Genomic DNA, 22,079 nt, shown 5'->3' on the forward strand with positions numbered 1-22,079 from the left:
GGCAGATTAACCCCGTGCAGCTGCTCAACTCCGTGCGCATGCCAGTCAACCCCCGTACAGCTGCGAGCGGGCTCCCTCGCTCAGTCGCAGCCGCAGCCGCTGCCCGTGGCCACCGGCAGCGGCTCGGGGACGCCGACCTTCGGCAGACCGAGCATCACGCCGGCCGGCTTGGCCGCCTCGGCGGCGCTGCGCTTCTCCCAGGCATCGCCCGCGCGCGTGGGGCGCACTTCGAGGACGGCGCCCTCGGCGAGGAGGTGGTGCGGGGCGGCGTACGTGATCTCGACGGTGACGACGTCGCCGGGACGGATCTCCTGGTCGGGCTTGGTGAAATGGACCAGGCGGTTGTCGGGGGCACGGCCGGAGAGGCGGTGGGTGGCGCCGTCCTTGCGACCCTCGCCCTCCGCGACCATCAGCTCCAGGGTGCGGCCGACCTGCTTCTTGTTCTCCGCCCAGGAGATCTCCTCCTGGAGGGCGACAAGACGCTCGTAGCGCGCCTGGACGACCTCCTTGGGGATCTGGTTCTCCATGGTCGCCGCGGGCGTGCCTGGCCGCTTGGAGTACTGGAACGTGAACGCTTGCGCGAAGCGGGCCTCGCGGACGACGTGCAGCGTCTGCGCGAAGTCCTCCTCCGTCTCGCCGGGGAAGCCCACGATGATGTCGGTGGTGATCGCGGCGTGCGGGATGGCGGCGCGGACCTTCTCGATGATCCCCAGGTAGCGCTCCTGGCGGTAGGAGCGGCGCATCGCCTTCAGGACCGTGTCCGAACCGGACTGCAGCGGCATGTGCAACTGCGGCATCACGTTCGGCGTCTCGGCCATCGCCGCGATCACGTCGTCGGTGAAGTCGCGCGGGTGCGGTGAGGTGAAGCGGACGCGCTCCAGGCCCTCGATCCTTCCGCAGGCCCGCAGCAGCTTGCTGAAGGCCTCGCGGTCGCCGATGTCGGAGCCGTACGCGTTGACGTTCTGGCCGAGCAGCGTGATCTCGCTGACGCCCTCGTCGACCAGGGCCTCGATCTCGGCGAGGATGTCGCCGGTCCGGCGGTCCTTCTCCTTGCCGCGCAGGGCCGGGACGATGCAGAAGGTGCAGGTGTTGTTGCAGCCGACGGAGACCGACACCCAGGCCGCGTACGCGCTCTCCCGCCGGGTCGGCAGCGTCGACGGGAACGCCTCCAGCGACTCGGCGATCTCGACCTGCGCCTCTTCCTGCACGCGCGCGCGTTCCAGCAGGACCGGCAGCTTGCCGATGTTGTGCGTGCCGAAGACGACATCCACCCAGGGCGCCTTCTTCACGATCGTGTCGCGATCCTTCTGCGCCAGGCAGCCGCCGACCGCGATCTGCATGCCGGGCCGCGAGGCCTTCCTCGGGGCGAGCCGGCCGAGGTTGCCGTACAGCCTGTTGTCGGCGTTCTCCCGGACTGCGCAGGTGTTGAAGACGACGACATCCGCGTCGCCGTCGGATCCCTCGGGGGCGCGCACGTAACCGGCCTCTTCGAGCACCCCGGACAATCGCTCCGAGTCGTGGACGTTCATCTGGCACCCGTAGGTGCGAACTTCATAGGTCTTAGATGATCGAACGTCCACTGCCGGGCTCCGGTCGCTGCTGCTGGTCATGGCTCAAGGGTAGGCGGTTCCCGGAGCGCGCTCGCCGACGTGGTTTCCACCGGCGGTCTCGGCACGGCCCCGACGGTCCACGCGTAGGTCAGGAACACCCGAGCATGTCAGGAACAAAGGTCCGGGGCTCAGGAGTTGACCCATCTGCGTCGATGCAGAACAACGTAGGACGATACGGCGTCCGGGTCAGTGGACAGCACGCGGAGGACCCGGGCTGGATCTCCCGGCTCGGCGAGGCGGCGGCCGAGGCTGAGGATCTGGGCTTCGGTGCGGCCTGGCTGGGCAACTGCGGGGTGCGGCACGCGGCACCGGTCGTCGAGGCGACAAAACGGATCACCGTCGCCACCGGCATCACAAGCATCTGGCGGTACGAGGCCGGCGAGACCGCCGAGCGTCAGGTGACCGGCGCGAAGGACTGCACGCCGGCGCTGGTGACCACTACCTGGACGGGCCCGAATGCCTCGCGGACGGCGTCCGGCGCGTCGTCGAGCGAATCTCGGGACGACGTCGACGTCGTGGGCCAGGGCGTCGGCGCCACCCGCACGCAGCGCCTCGGCCGCCTGCCGTGCCGCGTCCCCCTGACGGTCGAACAGGGCGGCCCGGTGTCCCTCTTTCGCCAGTCGCCGGGGCGACGGCCAGGCCGGTCCCGGACGCCGCCCCGGCGACGGCACGACGACCCGGGCACCCGTCGTGCCGTCGCCGCCGTCCATGCGGAGACCTCCCTTGGTCTTCGGCCGCGTTCGCCCGGTCAGTCGAGCGGGGGGATGTTCTGGTTGCGCCGGAAGAGGTTCCCGGGGTCGTACGCTGTCTTGATGTTCCGGAGCCGGGTCCACGTCGTCTCGTCGTACGCCTGGCGCACCCTGGCCGGGTCCTCGACATCCAGGAAGTTGACGTACGCGCCGCCCGCGTAGTGCGGCGTCATCAGCTCACCGACCCGGCGGGCCTCGGCGAGGTTCGCTTCGTCGTCGGAGGCGTCCTCCCAGCACTGGATGTGGACGTGGTTCCAGCGTCCGTTGCGCTTGGTGAACGCGGTGGCCGCGGGATCCACCTCGTTGGCGGCCCCGGCGATGGTGTTCAGCTCGCACTGGGTCGCCCCGGTCGCGTGTTCCGCGGAGGCGAGGAAAGCGTCGATGGCGGCGTCGTCGAATTCGTCGAGGTAGCCGGTCTTCCAGTACTGCCGTCTGCCGAAGGGGCCCGAGCCCAGCTGGTCGACCATCTGCTGCTGGGCCGTGTAGGGAAGCGGCTGGATCAGGTCCAGCAGGGGCTCGGCGAGCGCGCGCAGCGGCTTCAGCACCGTCTCGCCCTCGTCGAACGGGCCGTTCCAGCAGACGAAGACCGCGTACACCTTCCGGCCGTGCAGTTCCGGCGGGAACAAGGGATTGGCCGGCACGGTGACGACCGCGGAGTTGATGCCGAGTTCCCGCGGGGAGTCCACGCCGAAGTCACGGTAGAAGCGCAGGACCTCCCCGGCCCGCTCGAAGGGCCACAGCACGGCGCCGCCGAGCACCATGGGGCCCACGGGGTGGAGCTGGAACTCGAAGGACGGGACGATGCCGAAGTTGCCGCCGCCCCCGCGGACCGCCCAGAACAGGTCGGGCTCGTTCGTCTCGCTGACGGTCCGGGCGCGGCCGTCCGCGGTGACGATGTCCACCGAGCGCAGGTTGTCGAGGGTGAGCCCGTACTTGCGGGTGAGCCATCCGTAGCCGCCGCCCAGCGTCAGCCCGCCGACCCCGGTCTGGGAGACCGCGCCGCCCGGCACCGCCAGCCCGAACAGCTGCGCCTCGTGGTCGAAGTCCCCCCAGGTCGCGCCGCCCTGCACATGGGCGACGCGGGCCTCGGCGTCGACTCTTACGGCCCGCATCAGCGAGAGGTCGATCATCAGGTCGTTCTCGCACACCGCGTGCCCCGGCACACCGTGCGCTCCCCCGCGCACGGCCGGCGTCCATCCGCCTTCCCGCGCGAAGTCCACGGCGGCGCACACGTCCGCCGTACCCGTCGCCCGCAGGATCAGGGCCGGACGGGCGTCGTGCATGGCGTTCCAGATGGCCCGGGCGTCGTCGTATCCGTCGTCGCCCGGACGCAGGATCGGGCCGCGGAACCGGCCCCGTAGCGCCGACACGACCTCGTCGCCCGGGACACGCGTCCCGGAAGCGGTCACAGTCACCGTGTTCCTCCTTCGGAAATGCCGACCTTCGGAAATGCCTGCCTTCGGCCATGCCTGCCTTCGGGCATGGCGACGCTCAGGGCATGTTCGGGATCACGAAGTGCCCCCCGCGGTCCGCCGGGGTCCCGCCGGGCCAGCGCTGGGTCACGGTCTTCGTACGGGTACGGGTGTAGTAGCGGGACGGAGTCGGGGCCGTGCTGGTTCAGGACGGGCAGTTCCGAGCCCTGGAGCAGGAAGGCTTCCCGGACCAGGATCTCCGCCCGGGACCGGGCGGAGGACGAGAGTGCGGTGGACACGCGGGTCTCTCCTTGGGATCGGCCGTCGGGAACGGCGTGCGCGGGCGGGGGCCGGGCGCCCGGTCGTGAACGTATCGGCGGCGAGGGCCCGTTACGGATCTCGTTGTGAGACAGAGAGCGTCAGGTGAGACAGAGCGTCCGGGGACGCGGCGAGTCACCCGGGCGGGGTACGGTCCGCGAGCGCACGGGTGCCGCGGTCGGCCATGGCGCGGATCGCCTGGATGCGTTCGTGGGCTTCCCGGACCGAGGACGGCTCCGCGAACCCGTAGGCCGTCAGCGAGAAGGCGCCACCGCGAGGCGGTCGTCGAAGACCGGGACTCTGAATGCTCGCCAGCGGGTCAGCCGCGCACAGGGCGGAGGCCAGGGCCGCCCCGCGCGCACGCTGCACCTGATCAGGAACACGGCGAGTCCGGCGTCGATGCGCCGCCCGGGCTCGGTCCGCACCCGCGCCTCAAGGCTCGATGAGCCCCGCCCGTATCGCATACCGCGTCAGTTCCAGACGGTCCCGCATCCCCAGCTTCTGCAGCAGATTGGCCCGGTGGCGTTCGACCGTCTTCGCGCTGATGAAGAGCAGCTCGCCGATCTCCTTGGATGTGTGCCCCTCGGCGACCAGCTTCAGGATCTCCTCCTCGCGGTCGGTGACGGCCCGCGCGGGCAGGCTGTCGCCCCGGTGCAGACGGTCCAGGTAGGAGCGGACGAGGGCCCGCTCCGCGCCCGGATAGACGAACGGCTCGTCGCGCACCGCCGCCCGGCACGCCTCGACCAGATCCCGGTCGGCGACGGACTTCAGGACATAGCCCGAGGCCCCCGCCTTGAGCGCCTCGAAGAAGTACTGCTCGCTGTCGTACATCGTGAGGATGAGGATCCGCAGCTCCGGCATGCGGCGCGAGAGTTCGCGGGCCGCCTGCAGGCCGGTCATCCGGGGCATGGCGATGTCCAGGACGGCGAGATCCGCCCCGGTGTCACGGGCCCGCGCGATCGCCTCGGCACCGTCGCCGGCCTCCGCCACGACCGTCAGATCGTCCTCGCCGTCCAGGATCAGCCGCACCCCACGGCGTACGAGAGTGTGGTCGTCGGCGAGCAGGACGCGGATGCGGGTGTCCGACGCGGACATCAGCGGCCTCCGGCCGGTATGCACAGGCGTACGTCCGTCCCCCGGCCCTCGGGCCCCGGCCGCACGGCGAGGTCCGCGCCGATCAGCAGCGCCCTCTCACGCATGCCCCCGATCCCGGCGCCCTCCGCCGCCGTACCGACGCCCTTTCCGTTGTCGCGTACGACGAGTTCGACGAGGTCGACGTCGTCGTCGGGGTCGACGGGGTCGGCGCCGTCCGCGATCCGCCGGAAACGGATCTCGGCGCGTTCGGCTCCGGCGTGCCGGGCGGTGTTGGTGAGCGCCTCCTGGGCGACCCGGTAGACGACGAGTTCCGCCTCCTCGGGCAGCGCGGGCAGGTCGCCGGGAATGTGGTGGCGGACCGAGAGCCCGTGCCCGGTGAACTCCGTCGCCAGCGAGCGCAGGGCGCTGGCCAGGCCCAGCTCCTCCAGAACGCCCGGGCGCAGCCGGCGGGCGATGCGGCGGATCTCGTCGAGACCGGCGCGGATGGCCTCCTGCGCCTGGCCGACCTCCGCACGCAACTCCTCGGGGGCCCGGTCGGCGACGCGCTTGAGCTGGAGGAGGACGGCCGTCATGGTCTGGCCGACCTCGTCATGGAGTTCCCTCGCGATGCGATGGCGTTCACCTTCCTGCGCGGACAGCGCACGGGCGGCACCGGCGGCCCGCTCGGCCTCCAGACGGTCGAGCATCGTGTTGTACGTCGTGATGAGCTCGGCCGTCTCCGCCGGACCGGCGACCACCGCACGGGCCCCCGGGCGCAACAGGTCGGCCGTGGCCATGGACCGGCCCAGCCGCTGGAGCGGGGCCAGCCCGACGCGCAGGACGACGGCATTGGCGGCCAGCAGCGCGGCCAGTCCGGCGGCGATGACGAGCGCCTCGGCGGGCAGGACGGGGGTCGAGACGGTGACCGGGCCGAGCAGCAGCGCGGCGGCCACGACCAGGCCCGCGGAGTTGAGCGAGAAGATCCGCCAGAACAGCGACACGTTCCCGGCTCCGCTCCGTCCGATCCGTCGGCACTTCTGCGCCCGTATCAGACTCGCCGTTCGCCCGCGGCCACGTATATCCGTCACAACACCCATGTCGCCACCGTATGCGGGAGTGACAGCATGGCGGCGTCGGCCTGGAGCCGATCAAGCAGCCCAGCACCAGGACGAGAGAAAGAGAAGAAACGTGTCCGCTCCACGCCTGAGGACGACCCCGCTGCCGGGCATCGGGGTCCAGTACGACCTCGTGACGCGAGAGCAGCGCCATCTGTCGGTGGTGGCGCACCGGGACGGGACCCGCACGGTGAGCGTGTACCGGGCCGACGACCCCGACTCCTGCGCCCAGTCGCTACGGCTGACCGGCGCTGAGGCGGGCTCGCTGATCGACGCGCTCAAGCCGTCCCACCACAGCGCGAGCCTGCTGTACACCTCGGACCTGGGACTGGTCGCCGAGCGGGTCGAGGTGGCCACCACCTCACGCTGGAACGGCCGGGTGCTGGGCGACACCCGGATGCGGACCGAGACGGGCGCGTCCGTCGTGGCGGTGCTGCGGCGGGCCGAGGCGATCCCGTCGCCGGCGCCGGACTTCCGGCTCACGGGCGGCGACACGCTCATCGTGGTCGGCACCCGCGAGGGCGTCGACGCGGCCGCGGCGATACTCGGGCGGGAGTGAACGGGTGCATTCCGCGGTCCTGCTCATCGAGTTCGGTTCCATCATCCTCGGCCTCGGCCTGCTCGGCCGGTTCGCCGGCCGCTTCCGGCTCTCGCCCATCCCGCTGTACCTGCTCGCCGGGCTCGCCTTCGGCGAGGGCGGGCTGCTGCCGCTCGGCGCCAGCGAGGAGTTCGTCGCCACCGGTGCCGAGATCGGCGTCATCCTGCTGCTGTTGATGCTCGGCCTGGAGTACACGGCCGGCGATCTGGTCACCAACCTCAAGTCCCACTACCCGGCCGGGCTGGTCGACGGCACCCTCAACGCCCTGCCGGGCGCCGTGGCCGCGCTGGTGCTGGGCTGGGGGCCGGTGGCCGCCGTCGTGCTGGCCGGTGTCACCTGGATCTCGTCGTCCGGGGTGATCGCCAAGGTGCTGGGTGACCTGGGCCGGGTCGGCAACCGCGAGACCCCGGTGATCCTGAGCGTGCTGGTCCTGGAGGACCTCGCGATGGCGGTCTACCTGCCCATCGTCACCGCGCTGGTGGCGGGGGCCGGGCTGCTGGCGGGCAGCGTGACGCTGGCGGTCGCGCTGGGGGCGGCGGGGCTGGTGCTGTTCGTGGCCGTGCGGTACGGGAGGGTGATCTCCCGGTTCGTGTCGAGCGACGATCCGGAGAAACTGCTGCTGGTGGTGCTCGGGCTGACCATCCTGGTCGCGGGTGTGGCGCAGCAGCTCCAGGTTTCGGCGGCCGTGGGCGCGTTCCTGGTCGGCATCGCGCTGTCCGGGGAGGTCGCGGAGGGCGCGCAGACGCTGCTGAGTCCGTTGCGGGACCTGTTCGCCGCCGTGTTCTTCGTCTTCTTCGGGCTGCATACGGATCCCGCCAGCATCCCGCCCGTCCTGCTGCCCGCCCTCGCGCTGGCCGTCGTCACCGCCGCGACGAAGATAGCCACCGGCTACTGGGCGGCCCGGCGTGCCGGCATCTCCGTCAAGGGCCGCTGGCGCACGGGCGGCGCCCTGGTGGCCCGCGGCGAGTTCTCCATCGTCATCGCCGGGCTGGCGGTCACCGCGGGCATCGAGCCGTCCCTGGGCCCGCTGGCGACGGCGTACGTCCTGATCCTGGTCGTCCTCGGCCCGCTGACCGCGCGTTACACCGAGCCGGTGGCCATGTGGTGGGGCGGTCGTGGGGGGAAGCGCGGGACTGGGAGCGAGCGCCGGACTGGGGAGAGGAGTTCGGCGACGGCTGGGGGTTCGGGGAAGGACACGGAGGCAGAGCAGGTCACGAAATCGGCGGAGGCATCGCATTCGTCGGATTCATCGGATTCATCGGACTCGGAGGGCGCTACGGAGGCGGGAGCGTGGGTGCGTGAGTGAGTGGGGCGGGGTGAGTGGGGCCGGGGGTGGGTGATGGGGGGCAGGGGTGCGTAATGAGGCTGGGTGAGTGCTGAAGCCGGGGTGAGTGAGGGCGGGGGAAGTGAGTGGGGGAAGTGAGTGGGTGGGGGAAAACGAGTGGGGGGCGGGTGTTGTGGGCGAGGGCCGGGAGACGCCGTGGCGCGGCCCGAGCCGTACAGCACCTCAATCCGCGCCGCACAGCAGCGCGCCCCAGCCATCAGGTGCCCCCGGGCGCCCAGCCCTGGCGGCGCAGTACGCCCGACACGTCCGGTGCCTCGTAGTGCTCGCCCTTGAGGACCTTGCCGTCCGCTCTGCGGGCGACGTGGCCTTCGGGGCCCAGCTTGCTCATGTTGGAGCGGTGCACTTCGGCGATCACCGCGTCCAGGTCGATCCCATGGACGAGCGCCGTGCCGTACGCCACGTAGACCACGTCGGCCAGCTCGTGCGCGAGCCGGTCGAGCGGGCCGGTGACCGAGACCTCGGCGACCTCGGCCGCCTCCTCGGCGAGCAACTCGCCCCGGTGGGCGGCCAGTTCGGGAGAGACCTCGGTCGGGGTACAGCGGACGTCCAGTCCGACGGAGCGATGGAAGGCACGGACCAGGTCGGCGGGCGATGAGCTCATGAACGGCACTCTAGCGACGGCCACTGACAATGCCCCGGGGCGGCGCCATCGCCCCCCCCTGTGACCCCGGCCCTGGTCAGCACCGCATCCGTGCTGGCAGGATCGCACGCATGTCCCAGGTCCTCCCCCGTATCGGCAGGCGCCGGGCCCTGCCGGCCGCGGCCGCCGGGTTCGTCGTGTTCGGGCTGCTGTTGTGGTGGCTGCTGCCGCTCGGGGAGGATCCGCCCGGTGGGACGATCACGTTCAGCACCGGAACGCCGGCGGGCGTCTATCAGAAGTACGGCGAGCTGCTGCGCACCGAGCTGGACAAGGACATGCCGAACCTGAACGTGCGGCTGCGGACCAGCGACGGCTCGCAGGAGAACGTCACGCGCGTGGCGACCGGGAAGGCGGACTTCACGATCGCGGCGGCCGACGCCGTGGAGACGTACGAACTGGCCGACGGGCCCGGAGCCGACCGGCTGCGCGGTGTCGCCCGGCTGTACGACGACTACGTACAGCTCATCGTCCGGCCGGGCTCGCGCATCGAATCGGTGGCGGACCTGCGGGGCAAGCGGGTGGCCATAGGGCCGACCCACTCAGGTGTGCGGCTGATCTCCAACCGTCTGCTCGATGCGGCCGGCATCGACCCGGAGCGCGACATCACACCGCTGTCCGACGGCATCGACACCGGACCCGCCCGGCTTGAGAAGGGCGAGATCGACGCGTTCTTCTGGTCGGGCGGGCTGCCTACGGAGGGCCTGCGGAACCTTGCCGACAGGCTGGCCTACCGGTTCGTGCCGATCGACGCCGACCTCGTCGCCAAGGTGCACGCCATGGGCGGCGCCACCCGGTACTACCGCGCCACCGAGATGCCCGAGTCGGCCTACCCCAGCATCCAGAACGGCGACTCCGTGCCGACGATGGCCGTGTCCAACCTGCTGATCACCCGGGCCGACATGGACCCCCGGCTCACCGACTGGCTGACCCGCACCGTGATCAACAGCCGCGACGGCATCGGCAACCACGTCCACTCGGCCCAGCTGGTGGACGTACGCACCGCGATCTACACCGACCCGCTGGCGCTGCACGAGGGCGCCCGGCGCTACTACCGGTCCGTCAAGCCGTAGGCGATCGTCCGCAGGCCCCGCTACGACGCCGCCTGCGACCTCGGCACCGTCACCGTCACCGTCAGTCCCCGCGGCTCGTGATGGCCGTAAGAGATCGAGCCGCCGGCCGCCGCCAGCAGCGCCCGCGTGATGGACAGACCGAGGCCGGAGCCCTTGATGTTCTGGTGACGGCCGCTGCGCCAGAAGCGGTCGCCGACGCGGGCGAGCTCCTCGTCGGTGAGGCCGGGGCCGTTGTCGGTGACGACGACGGTCGCGGTGTCGCCGTTGGCCGCGACGGCCACCTCCACCCGCTCGTCCTTCGGCGTGAACTTCACCGCGTTGTCGATCACCGCGTCCAGGGCGCTGGACAGGGTGACGGGGTCGGCCCAGGCGGTGGTGGGCGGGCAGTCCCCCACCAGCCGTACGCCCTTGGCCTCCGCGGTCGGCGACCAGGCCGCGACGCGCTCGGCGGTCAGCTCGCCGATGTCGGTGAGCCTGAGGTCCGCCTCGGCGTGCTCGGCCAGGGCGAGATCGAGCAGGTCGTCCACGACCTGGGCCAGACGCTTGCCCTCGGCCTGGACGGAGGCGATCTCCGCATTGCCCTCGGGCAGCTCGAAGGCGAGGAGCTCGATGCGCAGCAGCAGCGCGGCGAGCGGGTTGCGCAGCTGGTGCGAGGCGTCGGCGACAAAGGCGCGCTGCTGCTCCAGGACACCCTCGACGTTGTCCGCCATCTCGTTGAACGACCGGGCGAGCCTGCGGAGTTCCGGCGGCCCGCCCGCCGCCGCGACCCGGGACTTCAGCCGTCCGGTGGCGATGTCGTGGGTGGTGGCGTCCAGCACCCGAACCGGGCGGAGCACCCAGCCGGTCAGCCGTAGCGCCGCGCCGACCGCCAGCAGCATCGCGGCGCTCTCGCCCGCGGCGATGATCAGCCAGCCGTGCAGAATCCGCGAACGCATCTGCCCGGTGGGCGAGTCGGTGACCACGACCGCGACGACGTCCCCGTCCCTGATCACCGGAGAGGCGACCACCAGCCGGTTGTGCTGCCAGGGCCACACCTGCCGCGGGTCGTGGCTGCGCCGGCTGAGCAGCGCCTCGTCGAAGGCATCGCGTACCTCACCCGGTTCGGGCTCGTCCCAACTGGTCGGCGCGCTGGCCATGGGGGAGCCGTTGCGGTAGAAGACACCGGCACGAATGCCGTAGACCTCGTAGTAGCTGAGGAGCTCGCGTTTGAGGACCTCCTGGCGTTCGTCGATGACCGTGGTGCCGGTCGGCCCGCCGGGCGTGTCGGTGACGAACTGGGCGAGGGCGGCGAAGCGGGCCGTGTCGTCGATCCGGTCGACGACCACCCTCTGCTGTTGCGCTCCGGCCACGCTGACGGCGAGCGGGAAACCGAGGGCAAGCAGCACGGCCGCCATCAGAATGATGAGGAGCGGAAGGAGACGAGTGCGCACCCTTGCCCGCTACGAGGTGGGGGCGACGAGCCGGTAGCCGACGCCGCGCACGGTCTCGATCAGGGCCGGCATGCGCAGCTTGGCGCGCAGGGACGCGACATGCACCTCCAGGGTGCGTCCGGTCCCCTCCCAGCTGGTGCGCCATACCTCGCTGATGATCTGCTCGCGCCGGAAGACCACCCCGGGGCGCTGGGCCAGCAGGGCGAGGAGGTCGAACTCCTTGCGGGTCAGCTGGACAACCGAACCGTCCACACTGACCTGTCGCGTGGGCAGGTCGATGTGCATGGGGCCCAGCTTGAGCACGCTCTCGCCGCCGGCCGTGGCGTCCTCATGGACGGTGCGCCGGCTGACGGCATGGATACGGGCGAGCAGTTCTCCGGTGTCGTACGGCTTCACCACGTAGTCGTCGGCGCCCAGGTTGAGGCCGTGGATGCGGGAGCGGACGTCGGAGCGTGCGGTGACCATGATCACCGGGATGCTGGTGCGCTTGCGGATCTTGCCGCACACCTCGTAGCCGTCCTGGTCGGGCAGGCCGAGGTCGAGCAGCACGACACCGAACCCGGCCCCCTCGGGGACGAGCGCCTGGAGAGCCTCCTCGCCGCTGCGGGCGTGCGTCACGTCGAAGCCGTGCCTGGCCAGGACCGCGGACAGAGCGGCGGCGACGTGGTTGTCGTCCTCGACGAGGAGCAGTCTCATCCCGGCTCCCTTCAGTTCATCGGCCGTACGGGGGAGGTGTGTACAAAAACGCGTGCACGCGCGCGTGCACGTTGCAGTCACGCTGATGGACACGGACGGCGTCAAGAGGGTTCCGGATGCGCCGCGCATCCGTTACGCGGAAGCAACCCGCCCAGGTCACAACTGCTACGACAGGTGTCTGATTGCTATCGGATCGTGATGCTCAGATTCCCCTCAGATGTAGAGACGCAGGTCGCGTAGGGTTATTACTGTCCTCCGAAACCGAGGAGGACGGAGCCTTAGTGCGATGACCAAAGTATCGGTGGCCAAGGAAGACGTGGCCGCATCCGGCGACCTGGTCGTCCTGAAGAGCGTCAACAAGCATTTCGGCGCGTTGCACGTACTCCAGGACATCGACCTGACGATCGCCCGCGGCGAGGTCGTCGTGGTCATCGGGCCCTCCGGGTCCGGGAAGTCCACCCTGTGCCGCGCCATCAACCGCCTTGAGACGATCGACTCGGGCGCGATCGCCATCGACGGCAAGCCGCTGCCCGCGGAGGGCAAGGAACTCGCCCGGCTGCGTGCCGACGTCGGAATGGTCTTCCAGTCCTTCAACCTCTTCGCGCACAAGACCGTGCTCGAGAACGTGATGCTGGGCCAGATCAAGGTCCGCAAGGCCGACAAGAAGAAGGCCGAGGAGAAGGCCCGCGGTCTGCTCGACCGGGTCGGGGTGGCCAACCAGGCCGACAAGTACCCCGCGCAGCTCTCCGGCGGCCAACAGCAGCGCGTCGCCATCGCACGCGCCCTCGCCATGGACCCCAAGGTCATGCTCTTCGACGAGCCGACGTCGGCTCTCGACCCGGAGATGATCAACGAGGTCCTCGAAGTCATGCAGCAGCTCGCCCGCGACGGCATGACCATGATCGTCGTCACCCATGAGATGGGCTTCGCCCGTTCTGCCGCCAATCGGGTGGTCTTCATGGCCGACGGAAAAATCGTCGAAGAAGCTGTGCCGGACCAGTTCTTCAGCAATCCGCGCAGCGACCGCGCCAAGGACTTCCTGTCGAAGATCCTTCACCACTGACCCCGGCCGTCGCGCCCGCGCGACGAGCTGCGTCACCCGCACCAACGGCATTCTCCTCATCACACAAAGGGATGTTCACCATGAAGCTCCGCAAGGTCACCGCAGCGGCCGCGGCTGCGCTCGTCCTCTCCCTGACCGCGACGGCGTGTGGGAGCGACGACGACGACAGCGACGCCGGGTCGGGCTCCACTGCCGGCGGCGGCGACACGATCAAGATCGGCATCAAGTACGACCAGCCCGGTCTCGGGCTGAAGGAGCCCAACGGCTACTCGGGCTTCGACGTGGACGTGGCGACGTACGTGGCCAAGGAACTCGGCTACGACGCCGACCAGATCGAATGGGTCGAGACCAAGAGCGCCGACCGCGAGAGCGCGCTGGCCCGTGGCGACGTGAAGTTCATCGCGGCCACGTACTCGATCACCGAAGAGCGCCAGGAGAAGGTCGACTTCGCCGGCCCCTACCTGCTGGCCCACCAGGACCTGCTGACCAAGACCGACTCGGACATCACCGAGGCCACCGACCTCAACGGCAAGAGGCTGTGCTCGGTGACCGGCTCGACCTCGGCGCAGAACATCAAGGACGAGATCGCTCCCGACGCCCAGCTGAGGGAGTACGGCACGTACTCGGAGTGCATCGCGGGTCTGCAGAGCGGCGCCGTGGACGCGGTGACCACCGACGACTCGATCCTCGCGGGCTACGCGGCACAGGAGCAGTACAAGGGCCAGTTCAAGCTCGCGGGCCTGAAGCTCAGCAACGAGAACTACGGCATCGGCGTCAAGAAGGGCGACACCGAGACGGTCAACAACATCAACACCGCCCTCGAGAAGATGGTCAGCGACGGCGCCTGGGACACCGCGGTCAAGGACAACTTCGGCCCGGCCGACTACAAGAACGAGCCCGCCCCGAAGATCGGCGACATCGTCAGCTGAAGCAGCGCCTGACAGGTGCGTCGCCCCGCCGGGCGACGCACCCGGGCATCTCTACACCCGGAAGCGCGGGAGACAGTGTTCGACTTTCTTGAAGGTTACGACGTCCTAGGGGCGTTCTGGACGACGGTGCAACTCACCCTCCTGTCCGCCGTCGGCTCGCTGATCTGGGGCACCCTGCTGGCCGCCATGCGGGTCAGCCCGGTCCCGCTCATGCGCGGGTTCGGCACCGCGTACGTGAACATCGTCCGGAACATCCCACTGACGGTCATCATCGTCTTCACCTCGATCGGCCTCGCCGACATCTTCAGGGTGACGCTGGGCGCTGCCGACGACTTCGAGGCCCTGAGCTTCCGGCTGTCGATCCTCGGCTTCGTCGCCTACACCGCGGCCTTCGTCTGCGAGGCGATCCGCTCCGGCATCAACACCGTGCCCGTCGGGCAGGCGGAGGCGGCCCGCGCCATCGGGCTGAGCTTCACCCAGGTCCTCTGGCTCATCGTGCTGCCGCAGGCATTCCGTTCGGTCATCGGCCCGCTGGCCAACGTACTGATCGCGCTGACCAAGAACACGACGGTGGCGGCCGCCATCGGTGTGGCCGAGGCCGCCACCCTGATGAAGGAAATGATCGAGAACGAAGCCCAGACCCTGGCCATCGGCGCGGTGTTCGCCTTCGGATTCGTGGTTCTGACCCTGCCCACCGGCCTCTTCCTCGGCTGGCTGAGCAAGCGACTGGCGGTGAAGCGATGAGCTCGGTCCTCTACGACGCCCCCGGCCCCCGGGCCAAGCGGCGCAACATCATTCTCTCGGTGGTCTTCTTCGCCCTCCTCGCTTTGCTCGCGTGGTGGATCTACCGGGCACTGGACGACAAGGGCCAGCTGGAGTGGGCCCTGTGGGAGCCGTTCACGGAGTCCGAGGCCTGGACGACGTACTTGCTGCCCGGTCTCGGCAACACGCTGAAGGCAGCGGGGCTCTCCATGATCATCGCCCTCCCGCTGGGCGCGTTCTTCGGTATCGCCCGTATGTCCGACCACCGGTGGGTGCGGATCCCGGCCGGCGCGGTGGTCGAGTTCTTCCGGGCGATCCCGGTCCTGCTGCTGATGCTGTTCGCCAACGAGTTCTACGCCCGTTCCACGGACGTCAGCACCGACGACCGTCCGCTGTACGCGGTCGTCACCGGCCTGGTGCTCTACAACGCCTCGGTCCTCGCCGAGATCGTGCGGGCGGGCATCCTCGCCCTGCCCAAGGGCCAGACGGAGGCGGCCCAGGCGATCGGTCTGCGCAAGGGCCAGACGATGACCAACGTCCTGCTGCCGCAGGCCGTCACCGCGATGCTGCCGGCCATCGTCAGCCAGCTGGTCGTCATCGTGAAGGACACCGCGCTGGGCGGTGTGATGATCGGCTTCACCGAGCTGCTCAACTCGCGCGGCACACTGGCGGCGTTCTACGCCACGGTCATCCCGAGCTTCATCGTGGTGGCGATCATGTACATCATCCTGAACTTCATCCTGACCAGCTTCGCGAGCTGGCTGGAGGGCAGGCTGCGGCGCAGCAAGCGCAGCACGGGTGCGGTGCTCGGCGCCGAGGACGTGGAGGAGCTCAATGCGGCCGAGATCGGGGGCGCCTACGGGTCGGGCGCATCGGCATGACCTGATGAGCAGTCAAGCGGTGTGACCTGTACGGAGGCAGTGGCGTGATCGCCACTGCCTCCGTCGCTTGACGCAAGCACCGGCAATGGGTTGCATACGTTCTGTGATCGTGCACCCTGCTCCAACTTCCTGCTCACATACATCCCTCAGGACACCGCTGCGGGCAGGGGGCGCCGCGCCGTGGACCCGGTGATCATCGTCGGGGCGGGGCCCGTCGGGCTCACGCTCGCGCTTGCGCTGGCGCGTCAGGAGGTGCCGTCCGTCGTTCTCGACGAGGGGCCGGGCAACGACGAACCGCGTCCCGCGCGCACCGTCGTGCTGCGCGAGGACACCGCCGCCCTCGTCGAGCGCCTCACCGGTGTGCCGATGTCCGAGGCCGGCTGCCGCTGGGCCGGATGGCGGTCCATGCGCCGCAAGCAGGTGACGCGCGCTCTGACGTTCGACGAGACCGGGCCGGACGCTCCGCTGCACATCGCGCAGCACGTGCTGACCGGCGCCCTGCGGACGGCCCTCGCCGACGAACAGCTGGTCGACATCGCGACCGACAGCCGCCTCGACACCATCGAGCAGGAACCTTCAGGCGTCACCGCCCACACCCGCGGCCCCAAGGGAACATGGTGGCGCGGCAGTTACCTGGTCGGCTGCGACGGCCCGCGCTCGACCGTGCGCAAGCTCCAGGACATCCGCTTCCCGGGCCGTACGGCGGTGGAGCGACACGCCGTGGCCGCGCTGCGTGCGGAACTTCCGTGGCCCGGCGAAGCGTTGCTCCATCGGATGCCGCCGTGGCGGACGTCGGGCCCCTCGGGCGGGGAGGTGACCGGACGCCCGCTGCCGGACGGCGTCTGGCGACTGGACTGGCTGCTGCCTCCCGGCAAGGACCTGGTCACACCGGAGCTGCTGGTGGCCCGCGTCCGGGAGACGCTCGCGGGCTGGACGGGCGGTTCCACACCGCCGTACGAGCTGCTGGACACCGGAGTCCACATCGTCCACCACCGGCTGGCCCGGCGGTGGCGAGCGGGCCGGGTCTTCCTCGCGGGGGACGCCGCCCATCTGCTCGGCGCGCTGGGCACGCAGGGGCTGGACGAAGGGCTGAGGGACGCCGACAACCTCGCCTGGAAGCTGGCACTGGCCTGGCACCACGGGCCGCACGAGGCACTGCTCGACAGCTACCAGGCCGAGCGGCGCGGCATCGTCGCCGCCCGGCTGCGCGCCGCCGACCAGGCCCTGCCCCTGGTGCGCGGCGGCGGAGGGCTGCGGTCGTACGTCCCCGGATCGGCCCGGGGCCACGACGCCCTGCTCACCGACGGCCACCTGGGGCAGGGAGCACTGGGTGCGACGGGGAATCACGAGCGCTCACCGCTCGCGCCCCGGCCCCTTGAGGGCGAGACCGTCGTGGAGACACCGCCCGGCGCACAGGTCGCCGACGTCCGGGTCACCGCGGAGGACGGCACCTTCGTACGGCTGCGGGACCGGCTCGGCCGCGGCGCGCTGCTCGTCCTGCTCGTCGCGCCGGGCACCGGCGTGTGGGAGCGGCGGCACTGGGTGACCGCCGGGATCATGCCCCGGCTCGCGGCGGCCGTGACGGCGCTGCCGCACCCGGCCGAGCTGCTGGTCACGGAGAGCTACCCGGGGGCAGCCGCGCACACGGTGTTGCTGGTGCGTCCCGACGGGCACCTGGTCACCGCGCTGAACGGCGTACGGCCGGCCGACCTGTACACAGCGGCCCAGGCGACATTGGGCGGACCGGTGCAGGCGGCGGAGCCAGAGGCGGAAACAGAGAAGGAGACGGAGACGGAGGCCACGGCGGGGTCGCGCTGAGCGGCGCCCGGCGTCGTCCGGTCCACATAGTGACGGTGAGTTGACCGGTCCACACCGACATGGTGTACTCCGCATCGTGATCGACACATGTGTGCACCTGTGGCGGAGGGTCCATATGGACCTCGTCCGCTATGCGGGCTGCATGTGTACCCGGTCCTGCTGAATTCGCATCCCTCTTCACCCGCGCGTGCCACCGACAAAGCAGCCGCGCGCTCCCCGCGAACGCTCATCAGGACGGTGTACGTGTCTGTCTCCCCCTCCCTCTCCGGCTCTGCCCCCACGTCAGCTTCTGCTGTGTCAGCCTCTGCCGCGCCCACGCAGGCTGACCTTCTCGATTTCGTACGGCGTACGGCGGCCGACGCCGAGTTGATCGCCTCGCTTCCGCTCGACCCGGAAGGCCGCACGTGGGTGCGACTGGACGGGCCCGGCGGCAGTGAGGCCTGGCTGATCGGCTGGCCGCCCGGCACGGGCACCGGCTGGCACGACCACGCCGACTCGGTCGGCGCGTTCCTGACCGCCGTCGGCGAGCTCAAGGAGAACTCACTCGCCGCCCGGCTGCCCACCGACGGCTGGAAGAACCTGGAACTCAGCGAGGACGTGGACCGGGAGCGCCGGCTGTCCGCCGGCCAGGGCCGCTCCTTCGGCCGCCACCACGTACACGAGGTCCTCAACGAGTCTCCGGACCGGCACGCCATCTCCGTCCACGCCTACTACCCGCCCCTGCCACAGATCCGCCGCTACAGCCGCACCGGGCCGATCCTGCGCCTGGAGCAGGTCGAGCGCCCGGAGGACTGGCAGTGAGCGACAGCAGCGGTACGAGCGAACGGCCGGCCGGCGTCGACGAGTTGCTGGAGCGGGTCCGCGAGGGCTACGACCGCATCGAGCCCCTGGCGGCCTACGACGCCGTCCAGGCCGGTGAGGCACTGCTGGTGGACATCCGGTACGCGGCCCTGCGCGAGCGGGACGGTCTGATCCCGGGCGCGCTGGTCATCGAGCGCAATGAACTGGAGTGGCGTCTCGATCCCCAGGGCAGCCATCGCGCGCCCGAGGCCACGAGCCATGACCTGCGTGTGGTCGTGGTGTGCAACGAGGGGTACGCCTCCAGTCTGGCGGTCGCATCCCTGCATCGGCTGGGGCTGCGGCGGGCTACTGATCTGGTGGGCGGCTTCCAGGCTTGGAAGGGCGCGGGGCTTCCGGTGACGTCGTAGGGCTTGGCTGTTGCGTCCTGGCGGAGGCGGGGCGGAGACTGGTGAGAACCGGTGGAAACCGGTGGAAACCGGTGAGAACTGGTGAAGAACCGGTGGGGAATGTCCGGCCCCTGCGCGATGGGCACCCCCGCGCGTCCACCGTGTCCGAGGCCGACCCCTGCCCGTCAAATCCCCTCGTCTTCAACGAATTCCGTCTCCTCGCCCTCCTCTTCGAGCGCCCGCCGGACCACCCGCAGGGCCATGCCCTCGGGATAGCCCTTGCGGGCGAGCATGCCCGCGAGTCGGCGCAGCCGCTTCTCGCGGTCGAGGCCACGGGTGGCGCGCAGTTTGCGGGCGACGAGTTCATGCGCGGTCGCCTCTTCCTGTTCTGAGTCGAGCTGTGCCACGGCCGCGTCGATCAGTGTGGAGTCGACGCCCTTGGTCCGCAGTTCCTGGGCGAGGGCACGCCGGGCCAGGCCCCTGCCGTGGTGCCGGGACTCCACCCAGGCGTCCGCGAACGCACTGTCGTTGATCAGCCCGACCTCCTCGAACCGCGACAGCACCTCCTCCGCGGCGTCGTCCGGAATCTCGCGCTTGCGCAGGGCGTCCGCGAGTTGCTTCCGCGTGCGCGGGGTCCCGGTGAGCAGGCGCAGACAGATCGCCCGCGCCCGCTCCACCGGGTCCCCTGAAGGTTCCTCCTGCCCGGCCCTCGACGAGGAGGAGGAACCTTCGCCCTCACCGGCCGGCTCCATGCGGCCACGCCGTCGGCGCCCGCGTCCACCGCCCGCGTCGCGATCCCCACCCTCCGCGTCCCGGCCCCCAGCCCCACTGCTCGCGTGACAAGACCGGCCACGGCGACGCGAAGCACTCGCCGAACCTGCGCCGGGCACCGCGCCCCCGTCCGGCGACGCTCCCCCGTCCGGCCACTCTCGGCCGTCCCGCTCGGCACCGTGCTCCCCGCCCGCGCCGCACCGCTCGGCGTGGTCGTACCGCCGGGCCGCGTCGCGGTCCCCGAGGTCGTCCGCGGCGGCCGAGCCGCCGTCACCCGGTCTCTGCCGCCCACGCGGAGTCTCCGGGTAGACGTATTCGGCCCAGTCGGTTCGTCGTGTCACGGCGTCAGCTCTTGGCGGTCGCGGCCTTGGTCTTGGCGGCCTTGGCTGCGGCCGGCGCGGACGCCGTCTTGGCGGCGTCGTCCGCGGCGGCGGAGACCGCGGCGTCCGCGCCGGGTTCGGCGGCCGGTTCCTCCGGGCGCACGCCGACGCCCAGCTTCTCCTTGATCTTCTTCTCGATCTCGTTGGCCAGGTCGGGGTTGTCCTTGAGGAAGTTGCGTGCGTTCTCCTTGCCCTGGCCGAGCTGGTCGCCCTCGTACGTGTACCAGGCGCCGGCCTTGCGGACGAAGCCGTGCTCCACACCCATGTCGATCAGGCCGCCCTCACGGCTGATGCCCTGGCCGTAGAGGATGTCGAACTCGGCCTGCTTGAAGGGCGGCGCGACCTTGTTCTTGACGACCTTGCAGCGGGTGCGGTTGCCGACCGCGTCCGTGCCGTCCTTCAGGGTCTCGATGCGGCGGATGTCGATACGCACCGAGGCGTAGAACTTCAGCGCGCGACCACCGGTCGTGGTCTCGGGCGAGCCGAACATGACGCCGATCTTCTCGCGGAGCTGGTTGATGAAGATCGCGGTGGTCTTCGACTGGTTGAGCGCGCTGGTGATCTTCCGCAGCGCCTGGCTCATCAGCCGGGCCTGCAGACCGACGTGGCTGTCGCCCATCTCGCCCTCGATCTCCGCACGCGGGACGAGCGCGGCGACGGAGTCGATGACGATCAGGTCCAGGGCACCGGAGCGGACCAGCATGTCCACGATCTCCAGGGCCTGCTCGCCGTTGTCCGGCTGGGAGAGGATGAGGTTGTCGATGTCGACGCCGAGCTTCTTGGCGTACTCGGGGTCGAGGGCGTGCTCCGCGTCCACGAAGGCGACCTGGCCGCCAGCCTTCTGAGCGTTCGCCACCGCGTGCAGGGTCAGGGTCGTCTTGCCGGAGGACTCCGGTCCGTAGATCTCGACCACTCGGCCGCGCGGCAGACCGCCGACGCCGAGGGCCACATCGAGCGCGGTCGACCCGGTCGGGATGACCTCGATGGGCTCCATCGACCGCTCGCCCATGCGCATGACCGCGCCCTTGCCGAATTGCCGTTCAATCTGTGCGAGCGCGGCATCCAGGGCCTTCTCGCGGTCGGTACCTGCCATGGGTTCCACCCGGTTTGCTTGAGTCGATCGCTTCACGTCAAAGACGCTAGCGCCTGCCACTGACAATGCGCCCTGACGCCTGTCCGGCCTGTGGATAACTCGGGTACTTCTCCATCCAAACCCGGCGGAAATCCCCGTCGAGAGCCCCGCCGGAGCCTCCATAAGAATGGATGTTCGATTTTAGTGTCAAGCACACCACCCGACACCTCCGAGCCTACGTTCACGGTCCGACAACGCCCTGATCCGCCGGATCCGCCCGGGATTCAGCGCCCCGTCCGGGTCCTGCCCGCCCACAGCTCACGCACCCGCGTGGACAGGCCGGGTCCCGGCTCCCCTCTCTGGTGCCCTTGGACACGGGGGTCGTCCGTGACGTCGTACCGCTTCACATAGGCCCCGAGGAACGCCTGGAGCGTGGCGACCGCCGGGATGGCGATGAGCGCGCCGACGGCGCCGAGGAGGGCGGTGCCCGCGATGACGGAGCCGAAGGCGACCGCGGGGTGGATGTCGACGGTCCTGGCGGTCAGCTTGGGCTGCAGCACATAGTTCTCGAACTGCTGGTAGATCACGACGAAGATCAGCACCCACAGCGCGTACAAGGGATCGACGGTGAAGGCGATCAGCATCGGCAGGGCGCCCGCGAGGTAGGTGCCGACGGTGGGGATGAACTGCGAGACCAGGCCCACCCAGACGGCGAGCACGGGCGCGTAGGGAACACCCAGCCCTTGCAGAAGCACGTAGTGCGCCAGGCCGGAGGCGAGCGCCATCAGGCCGCGTGAGTAGATGTAGCCGCCGGTCTTGTTGACGGCGATCTCCCATGCGCGCAGTACCTCGGCCTGCCGGGCGGCCGGCAGTACGGAGCAGAGCGCGCGGCGCAGTCGGGGGCCGTCCGCGGCGAAGTAGAACGCGAACAGGGTGATCGTCAGCAGCTGGAAGAGCCCGCCGAGGACCTGGGCGGACACGTCGAGGACGCCGGTGGCGCCGTTCTGGACGTAGTCGCGCAGCCAGTCGGAGTTGAGCAGGTCCTCCTGGACCTCCACCCGCTCCAGATCGGTGTTGAAGCGGGCGTTGACCCAGTTGATGACGGAGTCGAGGTACGCAGGGAAGTCCTCGACGATCTTGACGATCTGCTCGGCGAGCA

The 22,079-nt window shown here is 70.2% G+C and carries 24 protein-coding genes; 11 read left to right on the forward strand and 13 right to left on the reverse strand.

Annotation, left to right across the window (positions count from 1 at the left end; genetic code table 11):
• Positions 1 to 80: 80 nt before the first annotated feature.
• The 7 genes from miaB to GFH49_RS30365 form a co-directional block, all read right to left on the reverse strand.
• Positions 81 to 1,610: a tRNA (N6-isopentenyl adenosine(37)-C2)-methylthiotransferase MiaB gene (gene miaB, locus GFH49_RS30340; RefSeq protein WP_155059258.1), complete on the reverse strand. Its 1,530-nt coding sequence runs from the start codon at positions 1,608 to 1,610 to the stop codon at positions 81 to 83.
• Positions 1,611 to 2,004: 394 nt separating this feature from the next.
• Positions 2,005 to 2,148, reverse strand: a complete 144-nt coding sequence (locus tag GFH49_RS40580) for a hypothetical protein (protein WP_155059259.1) — start codon at positions 2,146 to 2,148, stop codon at positions 2,005 to 2,007.
• A 210-nt stretch (positions 2,149 to 2,358) separates the two neighbouring features.
• On the reverse strand, positions 2,359 to 3,774 hold the full coding sequence (locus GFH49_RS30350; RefSeq protein WP_230396583.1) for an FAD-binding oxidoreductase: 1,416 nt from the start codon (positions 3,772 to 3,774) through the stop codon (positions 2,359 to 2,361).
• The gene (locus GFH49_RS39535) at positions 3,771 to 4,070 is read right to left on the reverse strand and encodes a hypothetical protein (RefSeq protein WP_196218170.1); all 300 of its coding nucleotides are present in this window, start codon (positions 4,068 to 4,070) and stop codon (positions 3,771 to 3,773) included. Before GFH49_RS39535 ends, GFH49_RS30350 begins: the two co-directional genes overlap by 4 nt.
• Positions 4,071 to 4,224: 154 nt before the next feature.
• Positions 4,225 to 4,458, reverse strand: a complete 234-nt coding sequence (locus GFH49_RS30355) for a hypothetical protein (protein WP_155059260.1) — start codon at positions 4,456 to 4,458, stop codon at positions 4,225 to 4,227.
• A 63-nt stretch (positions 4,459 to 4,521) separates the two neighbouring features.
• Positions 4,522 to 5,184 (reverse strand): response regulator, encoded by a 663-nt coding sequence (locus tag GFH49_RS30360; RefSeq protein ID WP_155059261.1) that lies wholly within the window; start codon positions 5,182 to 5,184, stop codon positions 4,522 to 4,524.
• Positions 5,184 to 6,164, reverse strand: a complete 981-nt coding sequence (locus GFH49_RS30365; RefSeq protein ID WP_230396584.1) for a sensor histidine kinase — start codon at positions 6,162 to 6,164, stop codon at positions 5,184 to 5,186. The genes GFH49_RS30360 and GFH49_RS30365 overlap by 1 nt, the downstream gene beginning before the upstream one ends.
• Before the next feature lie 187 nt (positions 6,165 to 6,351).
• On the opposite strand from GFH49_RS30365, the gene GFH49_RS30370 reads away from it, so the two are divergent.
• Both GFH49_RS30370 and GFH49_RS30375 read left to right on the forward strand, forming a co-directional pair.
• The gene (locus tag GFH49_RS30370) at positions 6,352 to 6,837 is read left to right on the forward strand and encodes a cation:proton antiporter regulatory subunit (protein ID WP_155059263.1); all 486 of its coding nucleotides are present in this window, start codon (positions 6,352 to 6,354) and stop codon (positions 6,835 to 6,837) included.
• A 4-nt stretch (positions 6,838 to 6,841) separates the two neighbouring features.
• On the forward strand, positions 6,842 to 8,182 hold the full coding sequence (locus GFH49_RS30375; protein ID WP_230396585.1) for a cation:proton antiporter: 1,341 nt from the start codon (positions 6,842 to 6,844) through the stop codon (positions 8,180 to 8,182).
• A 235-nt stretch (positions 8,183 to 8,417) separates the two neighbouring features.
• On the opposite strand, the gene GFH49_RS30380 is transcribed toward GFH49_RS30375, so the two are convergent.
• Complete coding sequence (locus GFH49_RS30380; RefSeq protein WP_155059264.1) at positions 8,418 to 8,822, reverse strand: pyrophosphohydrolase domain-containing protein; 405 nt, start codon at positions 8,820 to 8,822, stop codon at positions 8,418 to 8,420.
• A gap of 110 nt (positions 8,823 to 8,932) precedes the next feature.
• Between GFH49_RS30380 and GFH49_RS30385 the strand changes: the two genes are divergently transcribed.
• Positions 8,933 to 9,931, forward strand: coding sequence for a TAXI family TRAP transporter solute-binding subunit (locus GFH49_RS30385; protein ID WP_155059265.1), 999 nt, complete (start codon positions 8,933 to 8,935; stop codon positions 9,929 to 9,931).
• 20 nt (positions 9,932 to 9,951) lie between these two features.
• Here the strand turns inward: GFH49_RS30385 and GFH49_RS30390 are convergent, their stop codons facing one another.
• On the reverse strand, positions 9,952 to 11,361 hold the full coding sequence (locus GFH49_RS30390) for a sensor histidine kinase (protein ID WP_155059266.1): 1,410 nt from the start codon (positions 11,359 to 11,361) through the stop codon (positions 9,952 to 9,954).
• A gap of 9 nt (positions 11,362 to 11,370) precedes the next feature.
• On the reverse strand, positions 11,371 to 12,057 hold the full coding sequence (locus GFH49_RS30395) for a response regulator transcription factor (protein WP_155059267.1): 687 nt from the start codon (positions 12,055 to 12,057) through the stop codon (positions 11,371 to 11,373).
• Between the two features lie 286 nt (positions 12,058 to 12,343).
• Here GFH49_RS30395 and GFH49_RS30400 point away from each other — a divergent pair, with 286 nt between their 5' ends.
• From GFH49_RS30400 to GFH49_RS30430, 8 genes are all read left to right on the forward strand, one after another.
• The gene (locus tag GFH49_RS30400; protein ID WP_155059268.1) at positions 12,344 to 13,120 is read left to right on the forward strand and encodes an amino acid ABC transporter ATP-binding protein; all 777 of its coding nucleotides are present in this window, start codon (positions 12,344 to 12,346) and stop codon (positions 13,118 to 13,120) included.
• Between the two features lie 80 nt (positions 13,121 to 13,200).
• Positions 13,201 to 14,049 carry a glutamate ABC transporter substrate-binding protein gene (locus GFH49_RS30405; RefSeq protein ID WP_196218168.1) on the forward strand — a complete coding sequence of 283 codons (849 nt, stop codon included), beginning with the start codon at positions 13,201 to 13,203 and terminating at the stop codon, positions 14,047 to 14,049.
• A 75-nt stretch (positions 14,050 to 14,124) separates the two neighbouring features.
• On the forward strand, positions 14,125 to 14,793 hold the full coding sequence (locus GFH49_RS30410) for an amino acid ABC transporter permease (protein ID WP_155059270.1): 669 nt from the start codon (positions 14,125 to 14,127) through the stop codon (positions 14,791 to 14,793).
• On the forward strand, positions 14,790 to 15,692 hold the full coding sequence (locus GFH49_RS30415; protein ID WP_155059271.1) for an amino acid ABC transporter permease: 903 nt from the start codon (positions 14,790 to 14,792) through the stop codon (positions 15,690 to 15,692). The genes GFH49_RS30410 and GFH49_RS30415 overlap by 4 nt, the downstream gene beginning before the upstream one ends.
• Before the next feature lie 180 nt (positions 15,693 to 15,872).
• Positions 15,873 to 17,510, forward strand: a complete 1,638-nt coding sequence (locus tag GFH49_RS30420; RefSeq protein ID WP_155059272.1) for an FAD-dependent monooxygenase — start codon at positions 15,873 to 15,875, stop codon at positions 17,508 to 17,510.
• 91 nt (positions 17,511 to 17,601) lie between these two features.
• Positions 17,602 to 17,673: a putative leader peptide gene (locus tag GFH49_RS41270; protein ID WP_328288302.1), complete on the forward strand. Its 72-nt coding sequence runs from the start codon at positions 17,602 to 17,604 to the stop codon at positions 17,671 to 17,673.
• An 80-nt stretch (positions 17,674 to 17,753) separates the two neighbouring features.
• Positions 17,754 to 18,311, forward strand: coding sequence for a cupin domain-containing protein (locus GFH49_RS30425; protein WP_155059273.1), 558 nt, complete (start codon positions 17,754 to 17,756; stop codon positions 18,309 to 18,311).
• Positions 18,308 to 18,718: a rhodanese-like domain-containing protein gene (locus tag GFH49_RS30430; RefSeq protein WP_155059274.1), complete on the forward strand. Its 411-nt coding sequence runs from the start codon at positions 18,308 to 18,310 to the stop codon at positions 18,716 to 18,718. The genes GFH49_RS30425 and GFH49_RS30430 overlap by 4 nt, the downstream gene beginning before the upstream one ends.
• Before the next feature lie 164 nt (positions 18,719 to 18,882).
• Here GFH49_RS30430 and recX read toward each other — a convergent pair whose 3' ends face one another.
• From recX to GFH49_RS30445, 3 genes are all read right to left on the reverse strand, one after another.
• Entirely contained in the window at positions 18,883 to 19,809 is a 927-nt protein-coding gene (gene recX / locus GFH49_RS30435) for a recombination regulator RecX (protein WP_196218169.1), read from the reverse strand.
• A gap of 4 nt (positions 19,810 to 19,813) precedes the next feature.
• A complete protein-coding gene (gene recA, locus GFH49_RS30440) occupies positions 19,814 to 20,941 on the reverse strand; it encodes a recombinase RecA (protein ID WP_155059275.1) in 1,128 nt (375 codons plus the stop codon).
• 263 nt (positions 20,942 to 21,204) lie between these two features.
• Positions 21,205 to 22,079: AI-2E family transporter (locus GFH49_RS30445; RefSeq protein ID WP_155059276.1), on the reverse strand; the 875-nt coding region annotated here is incomplete at its 5' end.

Source organism: Streptomyces blattellae (assembly GCF_009709555.1).
In the GTDB taxonomy this organism is placed as follows: Bacteria; Actinomycetota; Actinomycetes; order Streptomycetales; family Streptomycetaceae; genus Streptomyces; species Streptomyces blattellae.